Below are 15992 nucleotides of genomic sequence, written 5' to 3'. Positions count from 1 at the left end.
TATTCGGTAGCACCGGATCAGCAGACGCTTCAATTCGAGGTCACCGGCCGGAATCGTAAATCCTAGAAGGCCTGTCCGACGGCCGAACCCAACCCGGTTCGTCGTCGACCACCTCTCTACGCTCCAACGCATTCGGCGGGGCCAGCGACACGACCGGCGTGACCGGGACCTGTCCCTGCACATCGGGAAACCCCTCGACCAGATCGGAAAACTTGGGCATCGCCACATTTCGCTCGGTCAATGGCTGCAAGAGTTCCTCGGTCAGGCGCATGACCTCCGCAGCGGCCTGCTGAGCAGCCTGGGTCATCGCCGCGGCAAGCTCGTCATAATCCAAATCATCGACATCCGAAGAAAACTTGGTCTCGATCACCACACCATCAGCGTTCACCGAAACCGTAACCCGCCGATCCCGCACCGAAGCCGAAGCGGTGAGCCGCGCCCGCTGCACCTGCAACTGCGAAATCAACTGCATCTCATCCCGAAAGTAATCCATTGCCTCCGCAAGGGACGCGTCGGCAAAATCATCCGCCATGCCTCATCCCTTCACTGTGACGCTCGGAACAGTGTTCCGAATAGTGTGACCAGCTCCAATATCGACATTACGCAGCGACTCCGCCGCATCCATCTGCCCCTCGGACGCGGCACCGACCACCTCGACCGCACTATCATTTCCCTCGAGCACGGCATGGAACTGCGTATCGAGACCCTGTTGCCCGTTCTTGTCCTGAATAAAGTCCTTGCTGAAAGAACAGCCGGCAGTGATCTTCATGAACTGGCCCCACAACGCCGCGGCCGTCCTGCTGTGCTCGGCCAGCGCTTCCTGGACATCAGCGAGATCACCGGCTGCCTCGCCCAGGGCACCGGTATCGACATCGACCCCCCTGTTGTGCACCATGTCCCACCCTCATCCTTCCCGCGTGGTCGAGCCGAACGTGCTCATACGCACCGCCTCTAGCCGGCCCAGGAAACTCTGCTGCGGCAGCGAGGCCAACACCCCTGCCAGCGCCAGCTGGTACATCGCACCATCGAGATCGAACCGACCGTCGTCACCGAACAGGTTCACCACCGTTTCCCGGGTGACCACACCGACCTCAGCGGCCGACACCAGCGCAGCGGCGGCGGCTCGTTGTTCGATACTCGGTTGCGTCGCGGCCAGACCGGCGACGATGCCGACCACCGTGTTCACGGTCCATACCCCGGGCACAGCGGTGACACATTCTTCTGCTGCCGGGGATTCACCCCGGTACCAGCGACCGCCCTCCCACCAGTAGACGAACGACATCAATCCGGTCACCGATCGTGGGTTCAACACTGGGTCGGCAACCCAGTCGGGAGCGCCCGCGAAGAACTCCGGCATCGCCGCACCCTCGTTGTAGGTGGCGTCCAAACTCGGAGACGCCCATACCCCACCCGACAGCACCGCCCGCCCGCCCGGCAGCGAATACAGCGTGGAACCCCCGCGCCGCGAGCTCTCGAACCAACCCGTCGACGGGAATACCCGCGGACCCCAGTCGGCTCCCGCGGCCACGAATGCCGCAGCGATACATGCCCACCGAGCCCACATCTCGGGGAAGTCCGGGAACTCGTTCTCGGCCGGGTTCGGCCACACCTTCGCGTCCCTGTCCGCCCTGAACGCTGCAGCGGCATCCTGCGGCGTACGCCTCTGACGGTTGCGGTGACCGATGTACGCCGCCAGCCACACCGGCAGCGTGTCGCGCGGATACTCCGCCAAATCGGTGCGATAGGCCTCCGGCTCGAACAACTGCCCGTCCGGGAACGGCTCGGCGCCATAGTCGTAGTCGACCTCGAATTCGCCCTCGGAATTCAACCGCACCAGCAGCCGCCACCACGGCCCCCCGTCCAACTCCGCGACCAGCGCCCGGTGTTTCCGCGCCTGCGCCAGCACGGGCGCCGGCGGCTCGGCCCGCATCGAACGCTCGCCATCGCTGTAGACGACCTCGGCGACACCGGTTGTCGTCGTCAGCGCGAACACCGCGTCCAACTGCAGCCAACCGGAAGGACCTGCTTCACCGAGCGCATCGGCAATCTGCCGCGCCAACGCCTGGTCCCGGCCGTCAGCTCCGGGCTCTTCCCCTGGCTCGGCAGTTCCGTCGGGACCATCCAGCAGACTGAAACCGATGTCCGGCGGCTCGTCCTTCTCGTCGGCGTCACCCGGTTTCCCAATGTTCTGATCGCTCACAGTCCGCTTCCGCCGATCGTCATCAGTCCTGCTCGGTGTTTCGTGGCATAGGGGGCGCCCGCAGGGCCACGACACTTCGACTATCGACGGTTCCACGACCAAGATCCGATCGAAAGCCCTACGCCATGCCTTTCAGAATTTCCTCAGAGTCCTTGTTGGACATACTCACCGAACACGATGACGCCACCGAATCATTGAACTCCGAAACCCGTGTCGGGACGAACGGAACGCACGCGGAGCGACTCGACCGACGCGTCACGGCAGTCTGTTCGAGTGACCTTTCGATTGATGCCGGGCACCGGCCTCGACCTCCCAGCGAACGCGGGCGTCCTGCGATTCGGGATGACCGAGCATGCGGCGCATTGGACGGCGTCAACTCTGGCGGACATCCGCGTCGGCGGGTGGATGTGCGGAGCGCACTGGACCTTCTTCTTCGTCCACCGCGGCATTCTGGTCACGGCCTATGCCTGCACAGCTTGCGCCGAGCAGACCATGGGGCACTTGATCGTCGAGCGGACCGAGCAGCTCCTGGACCGAGCCGCCGACGTTCCGGTCGCCTTCGGCGACTTCGACCTCTTCGGCTACCCAATCCACGAACTGACCGAGGTCCTCGCCCCATCGGACCGCAAGCTCCTACTGTCCGCAGACGTCAACCCTCGGAGCACGCACTACCTGTCCGCCGTACACCTCGACGCCTGTGAAGGCGACCGTCGCTAGGGCGTGTGTCGAAGTGGTGAGCAGTGGGCGGGCCGACGGCCCGCCCACTGCTCATGGGTGGCGGAGCCATTGGTTGATCGCGGCGATGTGGATGGTTGCGAGGTAGCGGACGGCGAGTTTGTCGAATCGGGTGGCGACTGCACGGTGTTGTTTGAGCTGGTTGATGCCGCGTTCGATGGTGTTGCGGTCACGGTAGATCACCGGATCGAACGCCGGTGGTCGTCCACCGGCCGAACCGCGGGCCCGGCGGTGGCCGGCTTGACCGTCGGGCACCGGGATCGTGGCTTTGATCCCGCGCCGACGCAGCCAGTTGCGGTTGCCGCGACTGGAGTACGCCTTGTCGGCCAGTACGCGATCCGGTCGTCGGCGGGCCCGGCTCCCGGATGCGGGGATCTGGATCCGGTCGAGGACCGCCGCGAAGTGCGGACTGTCGCCGGCCTGGCCGCCGGTGAGCAGCATGCTCATCACCCGGCAACGGTCCTCGCAGGTCAAATGTAGTTTTGTTGTCCATCCGCCTCGTGACCGGCCCAGGGCATGGTCACCGGGTTCGCGCTCACCGGGGCCGCTCGGTGGTTCAGCTTGATTGTCGGGGTCGCGGCGGGCCCCGGCCGCGTGCTGATGGGCTCGCATGATCGTGGAGTCGACGCTGATCTGCCATCTGATCGCACCGGCGGCCTCGGCGCAGGCTTGCAGCGTTTTCAGGATCACTGCCCAAGCTCCGGTTCGCTGCCATCGCCGGAAAAGCCCATAGATCGCCGACCAGGATCCGTAGTGGGCTGGGATATCGCGCCACGGGCAACCGACGCGGGTGCGCCATCTGATTCCGTTGATGAGTTGTCGTTTCGTCCACACGGGCGGACGGCCCGTCTTCTGGTTACGGGGCAGCAGCGGCTGCAACCGCGCCCATTGCGCATCGGTCAGATCCGCGCGCCCCGTCACCGCTACGCTGGCCATGAGGTCTCCGGTCGGTCTTCGGTTTTACTTGGTCGTTCAACCGACTTACCGGAGACCTCGCCTATTTGCCAACGCGGCCAACATGTTTCAGAAATCAGCAGGTGGGGTGGCACCGCATAGCGGTGCCACCCCACCTGTTACTTCGACACAGGCCCTAGAGGTCTGCGTCCGCCACCAGGTCACCCCTCGCGGCACAATCCGTAGCACGACGACCTTCGTCATCGTCGAGGTCTCGTATCTCAACCATGTCGGCCCCGGCGAAAACTCCGGCGCGGCCGAATCGTCCAGCGACGGGACGCAACCGGTGCATCGCCAGGGCAGGTGTTGCCTGATATGGCACCGGACGAGTAAGTCCCAATGTGATCAATCCTGAGTAGTGTTGCGATGTGACCCGCTGTACTCCACCCCGTCCGGTGAATGTCGAGGAGCTGTTTCCGGAGGTTGTGCCCTTCCGGCAGGAAGCGGTGCGGTTGCACCCGCATGCGGGCGAGCCCACCCACCACGACAGCTCGATCGGCGGCCCTCTGTTGTGGCCGGCGCGGGAACCGTGGCCTACGTGTTAGGAGCACGACGCGATGGTTCCCGGCGCGCAGATCTTCCGAGCCGATGTACCCGACGTCGTTCCCTTCCCACCGGGCTGCGACGTGCTCCAGATCCTGTGGTGCCCCAATAATCACACGCCGGGCTGGGTTCTTCCCACGGTTGTCTGGCGAAACGCGGGCCAGCATCCGACCGGGATGTTTCCGTATCTGCCGCAGCAGTCCGGCTACAGAAAACGCCTGCGGGGAGCGCTGGGTCTGGTCGAACGGATCATCCGGATACTGGTCCGATCCAGCGAATTCCGGCTCGATAACTGCTGGATCGTGGACTCGACCCCGGTGCCGTGTGGTCGGTCCCGGCCCACGGTCAAGCGGTCGGAGGTGGCCGGGTGGGCTGGTTACGGCTGCTGGGTGAGTACGTGCTCACCATGCTGCGTCCGTCCCGCAGAGACGAGAAGACCCGCTACGATCAGCCGCTGCTGAAGAAGGTGCGGCAGCTGATCGAGTCGGTCAACGACACCCTCAAAGGCCGACTCGACCTCGAAGACCACGGCGGACGCAGCTTCGCCGGTATCGCGGTCCGCGTCGCTCAACGCGTGCTCGCGATGACCGCCGCGATCTGGCACAACCACACCACCGGCGTACCGGTCACACGGTCACTCATCGCCTACGACCCTTGACCAGGGTTCGGACTCACTCGTCCAGGTCGACGAACTGTCGACAGCCGCATCGACACCATGAAGAGATCCTGAAGGAAGTACCGGTCCACTTTCTCCTCAGCCCGTTCTCACCTCTAATCGGATGACGAGGAAGGCACCGCTACTACCGATGGCACAGCTCACCCAAGGTGCTGCTGCACGGATAGGTGATACGCAGTTGACTTGCCAGTTGCCCGCGCCGGCACATTGCGCGAGTGGGCGCGGGGATGATTGCCAGGGCGACGTCCCTGCGATGCCACTCTGGCATTGAGCGAGAGGATCGGCTGGCCCGGACAAGGCCGATCTCGCACTGTCGATCAGCTGAGCCTGCGTCAGAGTTCCCTCAGAAGTTATGGCGTCCAAACGAAAAGAGGAAAGTTGCACAACACAATATCCAAGACAGCGCTCATCGGATGGACCGTCTTTGCCGCGATAGCACTACTCATAGCTACAACCGCTACAGCCCGCGCCGACAGACTGCCGGATCAGTGCACGGACGGTTATCAAGTCGGGGCCACTGCATATGGACGGTTCGGCACTGAAAACGTACTGTCGGTGAAACAGTACTGGTCGCCCAGCTGCCGGAAGAACTGGGGCTACGCCTGGGTTTGGGACAGTGTACGGAAGAATGTCACAGTGACTCATGTTCAGCTCGAACTGGATAACGGAGACACCCTCGCCGAGAGTCTCAGTCGAAATCAGGAAGTACTGTCGGGACTGCCGAAGATTTCTACGAGCGGCAGATGCACCCGTGTCCGTGCGACCGTCGAAATCCAGTACAGCAATGGAACGAAAGATGCCCCTCCTGCTACCTATACTCAGTTTCGCTGCGGCTGAGCATGTTCGAGGAAGCAGTACGTGCGGATTCTCGCCTGCTGAGAACGCGTTGTTACAGCTTTCGAGTAGGTCGGGCAGGGCGAGTGTCTTCGACAATGATCGTCGCGACCTCCCCCCGGCATGACGACCGCCCCATATCGAGGAATCCATCGGTTGGCACACGGAAGTCACACCTTCGATGTTGCGCAGGAACAAGGGCATGGAAGACGCAACACCGCATGTGGCGCAGCAAGGCGACTGGTTCGTGCAGGTCGATCCGGGCTGGCAGGAGACCGCACCTGAGGAGATGCCGCCGTCAGCGGCGATCCTCGGCGGATGGATGATCGGTGCGGACGGGATTCCCGGTCCATTCGAACCCAACCCGAACTACGCCCCCGCCGATGAATCGATGCCGACCGATCCAATCCATGCTGTGCTCAGCCGCGTTGCCGACAGCGACGGGTTCTACGGTGATGAGGTCCTTGCGGCCCTTCGAGGCGCCGTGGTGGAGATCGGATGCGACGAGCACGATGAACCGCTGATAGGGCCGGCTCCGGATGGATTTCCCTGCGTCGCGATCGCCACTGCCGCAATACACAAACACCGAGTCGAGGCGGACCGATGGTGGCCGGTACCAGGCGTTACGCTGCCCATCATCGTGCCCGCCGGAACCGACATCCTACTGAATCCGGACACCCCCACACAGTTCCGGCTTCACACCCGGAGCCTACGGTCGATCGAGTCAGGCTCCCATTTACCTCGCGGAGGAAGCGTTACGCCTTCTCCTGGTCCTGCACTCGGAGCTTCGGGTCTTTCTGCTGAGCTGGTCCGCATGGCCAGGAGACTTGGCATAGCGGCGACGGATGCAGGTGAAGCGCTGCACGCTGTCACAGCGCAGTTCCCGGCCAGTTTGCGCATGACGATCGATACCCTCGCGGCAGGCACATCGAACGAAGCTCAACCGTTCGACCAACTCGACACGGACACATCCCATTACATGGGCGAATCCCGCGCGACGGGAGCTTCCCACACGTTCACGGCCAGCCAGGTCCGCGGCCGACCTGTACACAAATTCGATGGTTCGTTTGTCGGACTGAGCTTTCCGCTGAAGTCCATCGACGGCGACGATAGGTTGACACTCACTTCCAAGAGACCCGACTCAGTACGCGGCGAGCACTGCCACGCCGAGACGGCGGGTGGACTGTGGCCCCCGAGGCGACTACTGCCACCCGGGCCGAAGCGGGCTTTCGGCAGTCCCTCGCGCACATCCTCGGCACACAAAGGATCGAGGGGTCTGGTCATCGCCCGGGCACAAGCCGACACACGCATATACGGCAGCCGGATCGGGAGCATTCCGCTCACGAGGTGGGGCCTGTGGACACCCCCGCAAGTCGACGGAAGGGTTTACGGGCGGATCCTCGCATGCTCACCCGCAGAAGGTCCGGCCGCATTCGAATCGCCCGAATCGTGAAGGTGCCCGGGGTGGGGATTCGATGTACACCACCCCGCCTGAGGCCGAGTGAGCTATCGTCGGCGGGCACACAACGGGTCGACCACGTACGCCTTGGTAGCACTGGGGTCGAGCAACCCGGGGGGAACGAATTGCAGTATTTCGCGGCGAGTTCCGATCATGAGCTTCTGTAGTACAGACGATATCTGGGCCGCAACGGTTCTGGACGAACTGCCGCGGCGGGCAGCGATGGCGGTATTGGTGAGCCCGGACGCGGCGAGGACCGCGACATGACGTTCCGCAACGGTCAGTTCACCCCATTCCGTACGCACATCGGTGACTGGTTCCTCGTCGTGCGGCATCGGCGGGCCGAGCGCCCGATAGTGCACCTCGCTCCGCCTCGGGAGCATCTTCGCTCCGTCGAGCTCGGCGTCCTGGTAAGCGGTGTCGCCGAGTACGCCCCGCGCCGTTTCGATGGCGGCTCGGGTCTGGTCCGCGAACGGGCCGAGACCTTCCAGATCGACACCCAGGTGCGCGCGCAAGGTGCGCGCGCCGCCTGACAGCAACGCGGTCTCTCTGGCCGCGCCGGCGATTGCCTCTCCGCCCAGTCCACTTGGCAGCTGTTTCCGGATATCGGCGGCGATTGCCCACGCGATGATATGTACCGCCCATAGCGCACCCCACTGATCCCGGTGGTCGAGCTGGCGCTCGAGTGCGGTGCGCGCGACCGCCAGCGCGGTACGTGGGTCGCCGAATCGGACCGAGGCGATGGCCGAGGCCAGTTCGGCCCAGGAAATGGCCCAGCTCGCCCCGGAGAGCCGGGCGGCGTTCAGGTGTCGGTGAGTAATCTGCTCGGCCACTGTGCCCGGCCCGAAGAATCCCGCGGCGAGCGCCTCGAACATCTCCGCGATCGCCGCTCCGCCGAAATCGCCGGACGAACAGAACTTCGTGCGGGCGACACCGAATACAGCCACTGCGCTGGAGTCACGGTCGATCAGCATCCGTCGGGCGCCGTCGGCCAACGCGACCGGTGCAGGTAGCTCGGTCGCCGGCACCTTTCCCGCCGCGGGGTCGGCGCCGAACGCGCGCAGCGCCTCGGTCAAGGTCCGCTCGGCATCGTCGCGGCGTCCCTGGCACAGCGTGAGCCAACCGGTCATCGCCAGCGCTGCGGCGCGCGCCGGGCTCGGACCGGGATGCGAACGCTGGTCCGCGAGTATGGCCCGCTCAGCCCATCGGCGCATCTCGCGCATCGTGCCGAGGAAGAACGGCGCGCGCAACGCGATAAGCCCGGTTACGATCTCGAGGCCGATCTCGGCGTCACCCGGTGCCGCCACGCTGCCCTCTACCGCGACGAGCAGGTTGTCCCAGGCGCCGCGCGCCCAGTCGAGGAGTCGCTGCTCGTCGGGGCTGTACCAGATCGCACGCGCATGCATGATCTGGTCGCGGTAGTAACGACGGTGCAGATCGGCCAGCCGAGCGGTCTCGGCGCCGTCCCGCTGGCCGAGCTGTTGCCCAGCGAACAGTCGGATGGTCTGCAGCATCGAATAACGCAAAGTAGTCGGTGTTTCGTGCGCGATGACCAACGAACGGTCGACAAGACCTGCCAGTAGCACTGCCACGCGGTCCGGGTCGATCCACGACCCGGGAGCCTGCTCGGGATCCGCGCACACCGCCCGGATCGCCGACAACTCGGCCCCAACGGCCGAGCCCGAATCGGTCTCTGCGCTGTCGTAACCCGCCGCGAACACCGACAATCGTTCGAGCAGCAACTGTTCGTCCGGTTCGCACAGCTCGTAGGACCAGCCGATGACATCGATGACACCGCGATGGCGGCGATCCGCCCCGACTCGCGGGCCGTGTGACCACCGCATTCGCCGATCATCCGCCGCGCCACTCAACTCGCGTAGGACACCGTGCAGTGGTTGATGCCGTAGCCGGGCCGCCGCAAGCCCGATATAGAGCGGGTTGTCGTGTACCCGTCGGCAGATCTCACCAACGATCTCCGCTGTGGCGTCGCCGCTGTCGATATCTTGTCCAGTCAGTACCGCACGATTGCGGAACAGGGTCCTCGCCTGCTTTCCGGCCAGTGGATGGACCCGGACCACCTGCTCGCCTTCGATATGTAGCGGTTGCCTGGTGGTCGCCACCACGGTCAGGCCGGCCACCGCACGGAGCAGCTCGCCTACCAGCGGTCGGACGGCGTCGAGGACATGTTCGCAGTTATCGAGTACGAGTATCACCGGCAGCCGCCGACCCACCGCATCCACGCGGGTCAGTGCGGAAAAGATCGCTTCACGGTCGGAATCCCCGGAGAAATCGCTCGTCAGCACGGCGCGCGCGATCTCCTGCTCGACCGACACGTCGTCGGCATGCACGGCCAAGCGCGCCAAACGCACCCAGTACACGGGCGTGCCCGTCGCGCGGCGGTAGCGGCGAACAGTTTCTTCGACCAGCCGTGTCTTACCGATACCACCGGGCCCGGTCACGCTCACCAAGCGCGTGCGGGAGAGCAGCAGCGTGATGATCTCGTCCAATTCTCGCTCGCGGCCGACGAACCGACTCGTCGGCGGCACGACTTCACTCTGCAACTCCCCCGCCCTGTACCCCATGCCGGATCAGCCTACTCTGTTCGCGCGCAATGACATTCGAATTCCTCACTTGCACAACGGCAAAGGCCGATCGCACCCTGGGAAGGTCCACTGGGAAGGGGCCGAGGCTTCACCGCCTGCCGGCGTGCACAGACCCGTCATCGCCCGCGTCGGCGGGTGGCATCACCGCCCGAAGAGAGCCGAGCAGTGCGTCGGCGGGCCGGGCGAACGAATCAGCGAAGGCGTCCGCGAGCACGGGGTCATCCTGGGCAGCCAGCATGAGCTGCCGCATTTCCGCGGACGGATCGAGAACGGCCGCAGTCCACCGCGCCGCAGGATGCGCGGTCCCGGTGAGCCAGGGCGTCGCGACCGACTCCATCCAAGATCGGTCGAACGGTCCCGCCGGACGTGCCAGGATTGCGGTCGCGTACGCGTCCCCGCAGTGAGCGGCGCTGTTCGCGCCCTGCGCTCCGGCGGGATCCATCCGGCACACCACATCCCCACCACCGAGCACAGCTCGCCCAGAGGGAAGCATCGCCACCGGCCTGCGCACCATCGGACGCACCGCGCCGGTCAATGTGGCTCCCGCATCGGTCAATTCGGCCTCGCGATAGCGGTCGGCGAGATCGGCGGGCAGCTGGGATCCGAGGAGGCGAACCACCCGGCGCAACCGATCAGAGGGAGAGTCGCCGGGATCGAACACATCGAGCGGACCACCGGGCAGGGCTTCGATCAGCAGGATCTCGCAACACCGTTCACTCCCCGGCGCTCCGGTGAGACCGGGGTAGGAAATGACCTCGCCCAGGCCGGGCAGCGATGCATAAGTACCGAGGTTGTCCGGATCCGCCGCGACGCCCTCGAGGTAGAACACCGCCAGGCGCCTGGCGGGCTCCTTCGCGACCGGCCATGCGGGATCATCAGGAAAGCAGTCGGCCAGTTCGCCGAGCGCGCGGGTAACCACGGTCAGGTCGTACTCGGCCGCCCTGCGGTCGAGCTCGGTCAGCGATGGAGCGGCGATCTCGAGGTCCCCACCGGCCTCCACATAATCCGTGAGCCACCGCGCGAAGACCGTGCGCTGATCAACGCTCTGCGCGGGTCGCGTGAAGAAACCGGTCCAACCCAGGACCCGCCGGCCGTCGACCACTGTTGTCAGCCGGATGCCTAGTATCTCCGGCGCTCGCGAACGCCAATGGCCCATTCCAGCAGCCGCTTCCAGATCGAGCGTGGCCGGAAACTTCACCTGAGTGCTGGTTACCGTGCCGTTCAGCACAGCGGTTGCGTCGCGAGCCGCGATAAGGGTGACCGGAAGACCGGCCCGCTGCAGCCGGTACGCCAGCGGTAGCCCGCATTCGCCGGCACCCAGAATTTGGATGTATCCCACCATGGGTCCTAATCAGTTCGGGGAGTGTGCCATCCGACCCACTCCTTGTGAAAACTGGCCGAAAGGTCAGCACTTTCATACGTGTCTCGATCTCGAGTCCTGGCGAAGACAGTGCCCTGGCCGTTGGCCGAGAGGTTTGATTTGTTGCAGGGAGGTCGTGCCTGCCCGAATCAGGGATGTCAGCACTGCCTGATCAGATCGCTGATGGTTCTCCGTAAGTTGTTAGGCGGCCCGGGAGGGCCGGATGTGGCTGATGGTTCTCTGCCTTATGTGGCTTCAGAGGAGTGGCCGTCCGACCCTCCGGGGCGCCCTGACTGCTAATTGAGAATTGCGCGCCATGTGCGGTCGCTGATTACGGAGATGATGGCGGGGTGTTCCCTCGGGCCGGGACTGTCGTGTTCAGAACTCGGAGGAACGAATGAACCAACAGCGGCCCCGTGCGTGGGCTGGTGTCGATGCCGGCAAGGGCCACCATTGGGTGGCGGTGGTCGATGAGACCGGTGCGACCCTGTGGTCGAAGAAGATCATCAACGACGAGTCGGCGATCCTGACCGCGCTCGGCGAGATCTGCGGCCTGGCCGAAGAAGTCCACTGGGCGGTGGATATCTCGGGGTCTTCCTCGGCGTTGCTGCTGGCGTTGCTCGCCGCTCACGGCCATCAGGCCGTCTATGTGCCCGGCCGGACCGTCAACCGCATGTCGGGTGCCTACCGCGGTGAAGCAAAAACCGATGCCCGCGACGCCTACGTCATCGCTGAAACCGCTCGGCACCGCAACGACTTCACCGCGATCGAGGTGCCGGCCCAGCTCGCTGCCGACCTGGCGTTGCTGACTGCCTACCGCACCGACCTGGTGGCCGATCGGGTCCGGATGATCAACCGGCTGCGGGACGTGTTGACCAGCATTTTCCCCGCTCTGGAACGGGCTTTCGACTACAGCAGCCACAAGGGCGCGCTGGTCTTGCTGACCGGCTATCAGACTCCGGCCGCGATCCGACGGCGCGGCCGGACCCGGCTCACGGCCTGGCTGGCCAACCGCAGTGTCCGCGCCGCGGACACCGTTGCCGACACCGCCGTGCAAGCGGCTCAGGCCCAGCACACCACACTGCCCGGCGAGGACGCCGCCGGGCAGATCGTCGCAGACCTGGCCAAGCAGATCCTCGCCCTGGACGACCGGCTCAAGCAGCTCGACAGCCAGATCCGTGAGATATTCCACGGTCATCCGCAAGCCGCGATCATCGAGTCCCTGCCGGGAATCGGGCCGATCCTGGGTGCGGAGCTGGTTGTCGCCGCCGGTGATCTGTCCAATTACACCGATGCCGGGCACCTGGCGTCGGCCGCCGGGCTGGTCCCGGTCCCCCGTGACTCGGGCCGGCGGACCGGCAATCTGCACCGGCCCAAACGGTACAGTCGCCGCTTGCGGCGGGTGTTCTACATGTCGGCCCAGACCAGCATCATCCGCGACGGACCCAACCGCGACTTCTACCTGAAGAAACGCGCCGAGGGATGCAAGCACGTCCAAGCCATCATCGCCCTGGCCCGCCGACGAGTCGGTGTCCTGTGGGCACTGCTGCGCGACAACCGCGAATTCACCCCCGTCCCACCGGTCGCGCTCGCAGCTTGACTTCCTCATTGAGACTCCTCCCAGCTGCCCGAGCATGATCGGCAGCGACAATCAAAGGATCGTTGCGACTGCCGGTAGGCGATGACTTCGTCGAGGATCATCACGATGTGGAGTCGATGGGCCGCGATCGCCGAGATCGACGCAGCGCCGAAACAATTGCGCCGCCGTCAGATCGGCGACAACGCGGCGCCGCTCCGGGCCCTATTGCGCCAGCACCGAACCGGCTCATGGCATCGTGGACGACGATCTCAAAACCGGGACCCGCTATGACCGAGTCGCCACCCGGCCGGGTTCGACTACGCACTCCGCTGCTCGACATTCACGCTCCCAGGTTTCTATCGCTACCGAACTCAACCGTTCCGATGGTGTGATCTTCGGCGTATAGGTGGGAGCAATACATCGGTACAGCCCGAGCGGCATGGCCCACTGCGGCTACTGTGGACACTCATGTCGGTGCGACCCGAGCCTGGTGCGCCCACCACCCCAGTGGTTGCGGGCGATTTCGTGGGACGGAAGGAGGAAATCCGCCGGATCACCGCACTGCTCTCGGACCCGGTCCGACTGCTCACCGTGATCGGTCCAGGCGGGATCGGCAAGACACGGCTGGTCACAGAGGCCCTCACACAGCTCACAGGGGATCCCCGGCCGGTATATTGGGTGCGGCTCGACCACTTGCCCGCGGCGGCCGATGCCACGGCCATCGAGGATGAAGTCGCCCGGGTGGTAGTCGGCACCAACTTCTCCGCGCGTTCGGCACGGGAAATCATCGTCGATACGTTGCAGCGGTCCTCGGGACCCGGGCGTCCCCCCGTCCTGGTGCTCGACAGTTGTGAACACGTCCTCGACGGTGCCGCCTCGGTGACAGCCGATCTGATCGATGCCGTTCCCGAACTGACTGTTGTCGCGACCAGCCGCATGCGGTTGGGCTGGGTCGACGAATACCTGGTGCCCGTCCCACCGCTGTCGCGGGATGAGGCTGTCGCGCTGTTCCGGGCGGGAGCCGAGCGCGTGGGACACCCCACCGACGAGCCTGCCTCTATTGCGATTGTTGAACAGATCTGCCGCCACCTGCACAACCACCCGCTGTACATACGGCTGGCCGCAGCGCGGATGACCCGCCGAACGCTACCCTCGATCCTGAGTGAACTCAGCGGCGAACCAGACGACAGCCGGCTCGACTGGGCATCCGATCCAGATCACGCCTCGCATCCGCGCCATCGGGGAATCGCCGAGGTCATCGCTTGGTCGCTGGACCAGTGCGAGGAGCCCGAACGTCTGCTTTTCGAACGAATGTCGGCGTTCACACCGGGTCACGAGCGCACTCCTGCACCCGAGAAAATTCCCGGAAAGGGCGCCGGAGCCGAACTGGCGGCAATCGTGGCCGTCTGCGCCGATACCCAGGGCGGCGGCATCGCCCCGGACGATATCGAGGAGTTGCTGGAGCGGCTCGTCGATCGATCGTTGGTCACGCTGCATCTGTCCGCAGAGTCGGCAAGGTATTCGCTGCTCGAGAACTTCCGGTTGTTCGGCGCACAACAGCTCCGGCAGCGGGCGGACACCGGTGAGCGGAAACTGTTGGCGGCCCGGCACCGACAGTACTACCGCGACCGTGTCCGGCAAGCGAACTCCTTGTGGTTCGGCCCAGACGAACCGGAACTACTCAACTGGGCACGGGCATCGTGGGACAACCTCGAACTGGCGGTGCACGGAGAACCCTGGGACGCCGACACGGCGGCCGACAGGCTGGAAATCGCCGTTGGGCTGATCGCCCTACGCGTGCCGTTCTTCAGCGGATCACTGCGCGAGTCCCGCCGGTGGACCGAGCGCGCCCTGATATCCGCCGCAGGCCGGGAACCGGTGGGGTTGCGGGTCACAGCGCTGGCCATGCTCAGCTGGATCTGCCTGTGCCAGGGCGAATACGCCGACGCCGCCCAGCTACTGGACCGATGCGTCGCCCTTTGCGTCACGGATCCGGACGCCCACGCCGGATGGCGCCGCCACCCCGACCGCGATCTCGATCTTCCCGCACCGGTCGAGTTCGCTTGCGGCTGTGAACTATTCCTCGTGCGCCGGGACCCGCAGGCGGTGACAGTCCTCGGCCGGGCGCGGGCGCGGGCCGCCGCGGCCGGGGACGCCTGCGGCGCAGCGCAATACGAACTTTTCGAGGGGTTGGCCGCCGCCTTCCTCGCCGAACCCGAGCGGGCACTGCCCATCACTCGCCGACATCTGGACAACGCCACCCGCGTGGGAGCGCGGTGGTCACGATCGTGGGCAGAATTGGCCCTCGCGATCGCTCTGGCCCGGTGCGGCGAACCAGCGGAGTCACTGACGCTGGCCCGGCGTGCGCTCGCCGATCAGCTCGAGATGCGCGACAAGTGGGGCACGCTCTGGGCGGTGCACATCTGCGCTTGGGCCTTGGCCGGGACACTCCGCACATTCCACGGTTCTGCCCGAGAAGCCGGGGAGCTCGAAGTGCGGTATGCCACCGAAATCGCCAGGCTACTCGGCGGCGCCGCCACCCTGCGCACTCGCCTCGGCGTGCGGCTCGACAACTTGGGGCCCTTCGCGACGGAGACCGGAGCCGCGGCCGAGACCGCCCGAAACATGCTCCGCCACGCAGCTTTCAACGCGGCTGAGCAAGATGGCGCGGCACTGCGACCGGAGCTCGACGAGATCGAACAGGTAGCACTCGGCACCCTGTCCATGGACAGATTGCCCGCCGACCACCCGGCATCGCGGCAACGCCCGTCACGATGGCACGAGCTCTCACCCGCCGAACAGGATGTAGCCATCCTGGCCGCCGCAGGCTGGACCAACACCGCAATCGCCGACCGTCGCGGCAGCTCGATCAGGACAGTGGATGCGCAGACAGCGGCTGTTCTGCACAAGCTGCTGATAAGTACCCGCGGCGATATCACCGCGCTCGTGCCGCCAGACCATCGCGATACTGTCGCCGCCGAAGCCGCGCGCCGACCCCGTCGTTCGCGGCGGAGGACACCTGGTTCCAGCGCCCGGTGAACTGGTTCGG

The 15992-nt window shown here is 65.2% G+C and carries 10 protein-coding genes and 1 pseudogene; 5 read left to right on the top strand and 6 right to left on the bottom strand.

Annotation, left to right across the window (positions count from 1 at the left end):
- Window positions 1-40: 40 nt before the first annotated feature.
- From OG804_RS02410 to OG804_RS02400, 3 genes are read right to left on the bottom strand one after another with little or no spacing between them, the layout of a single operon-like run.
- Window positions 41-532, bottom strand: coding sequence for a YbaB/EbfC family nucleoid-associated protein (locus tag OG804_RS02410; RefSeq protein WP_328393382.1), 492 nt, complete (start codon window positions 530-532; stop codon window positions 41-43).
- Window positions 533-535: 3 nt separating this feature from the next.
- Window positions 536-895: a hypothetical protein gene (locus tag OG804_RS02405; RefSeq protein WP_328393380.1), complete on the bottom strand. Its 360-nt coding sequence runs from the start codon at window positions 893-895 to the stop codon at window positions 536-538.
- A gap of 9 nt (window positions 896-904) precedes the next feature.
- Complete coding sequence (locus OG804_RS02400) at window positions 905-2200, bottom strand: hypothetical protein (RefSeq protein ID WP_328393378.1); 1296 nt, start codon at window positions 2198-2200, stop codon at window positions 905-907.
- Between the two features lie 273 nt (window positions 2201-2473).
- Here OG804_RS02400 and OG804_RS02395 point away from each other — a divergent pair, with 273 nt between their 5' ends.
- The gene (locus tag OG804_RS02395; RefSeq protein ID WP_328393376.1) at window positions 2474-2917 is read left to right on the top strand and encodes a hypothetical protein; all 444 of its coding nucleotides are present in this window, start codon (window positions 2474-2476) and stop codon (window positions 2915-2917) included.
- A gap of 51 nt (window positions 2918-2968) precedes the next feature.
- Here the strand turns inward: OG804_RS02395 and OG804_RS02390 are convergent, their stop codons facing one another.
- Complete coding sequence (locus OG804_RS02390; protein ID WP_328393244.1) at window positions 2969-3871, bottom strand: IS5 family transposase; 903 nt, start codon at window positions 3869-3871, stop codon at window positions 2969-2971.
- Window positions 3872-4734: 863 nt separating this feature from the next.
- On the opposite strand from OG804_RS02390, the pseudogene OG804_RS02385 reads away from it, so the two are divergent.
- Window positions 4735-5090: pseudogene (locus OG804_RS02385) on the top strand (IS982 family transposase); the annotation flags it as partial.
- 1054 nt (window positions 5091-6144) lie between these two features.
- On the top strand, window positions 6145-7395 hold the full coding sequence (locus OG804_RS02380) for a type VII secretion system-associated protein (RefSeq protein WP_328393372.1): 1251 nt from the start codon (window positions 6145-6147) through the stop codon (window positions 7393-7395).
- Between the two features lie 53 nt (window positions 7396-7448).
- Here the strand turns inward: OG804_RS02380 and OG804_RS02375 are convergent, their stop codons facing one another.
- Together OG804_RS02375 and OG804_RS02370 are read right to left on the bottom strand one after the other, a co-directional pair.
- On the bottom strand, window positions 7449-9947 hold the full coding sequence (locus OG804_RS02375; RefSeq protein WP_328393370.1) for an ATP-binding protein: 2499 nt from the start codon (window positions 9945-9947) through the stop codon (window positions 7449-7451).
- Between the two features lie 145 nt (window positions 9948-10092).
- Window positions 10093-11346, bottom strand: a complete 1254-nt coding sequence (locus OG804_RS02370) for a styrene monooxygenase/indole monooxygenase family protein (RefSeq protein ID WP_328393368.1) — start codon at window positions 11344-11346, stop codon at window positions 10093-10095.
- Between the two features lie 415 nt (window positions 11347-11761).
- Between OG804_RS02370 and OG804_RS02365 the strand changes: the two genes are divergently transcribed.
- Window positions 11762-12964, top strand: a complete 1203-nt coding sequence (locus OG804_RS02365) for an IS110 family transposase (RefSeq protein ID WP_328393367.1) — start codon at window positions 11762-11764, stop codon at window positions 12962-12964.
- A gap of 453 nt (window positions 12965-13417) precedes the next feature.
- Window positions 13418-15982, top strand: a complete 2565-nt coding sequence (locus tag OG804_RS02360) for an ATP-binding protein (protein ID WP_328393365.1) — start codon at window positions 13418-13420, stop codon at window positions 15980-15982.
- Window positions 15983-15992: the final 10 nt, after the last annotated feature.

Source organism: Nocardia sp. NBC_00416 (assembly GCF_036032445.1).
Taxonomy (GTDB): domain Bacteria; phylum Actinomycetota; class Actinomycetes; order Mycobacteriales; family Mycobacteriaceae; genus Nocardia.
Note: the sequence above shows the minus strand (reverse complement) of the source record. Positions and strands in the feature narration are given on the sequence as shown.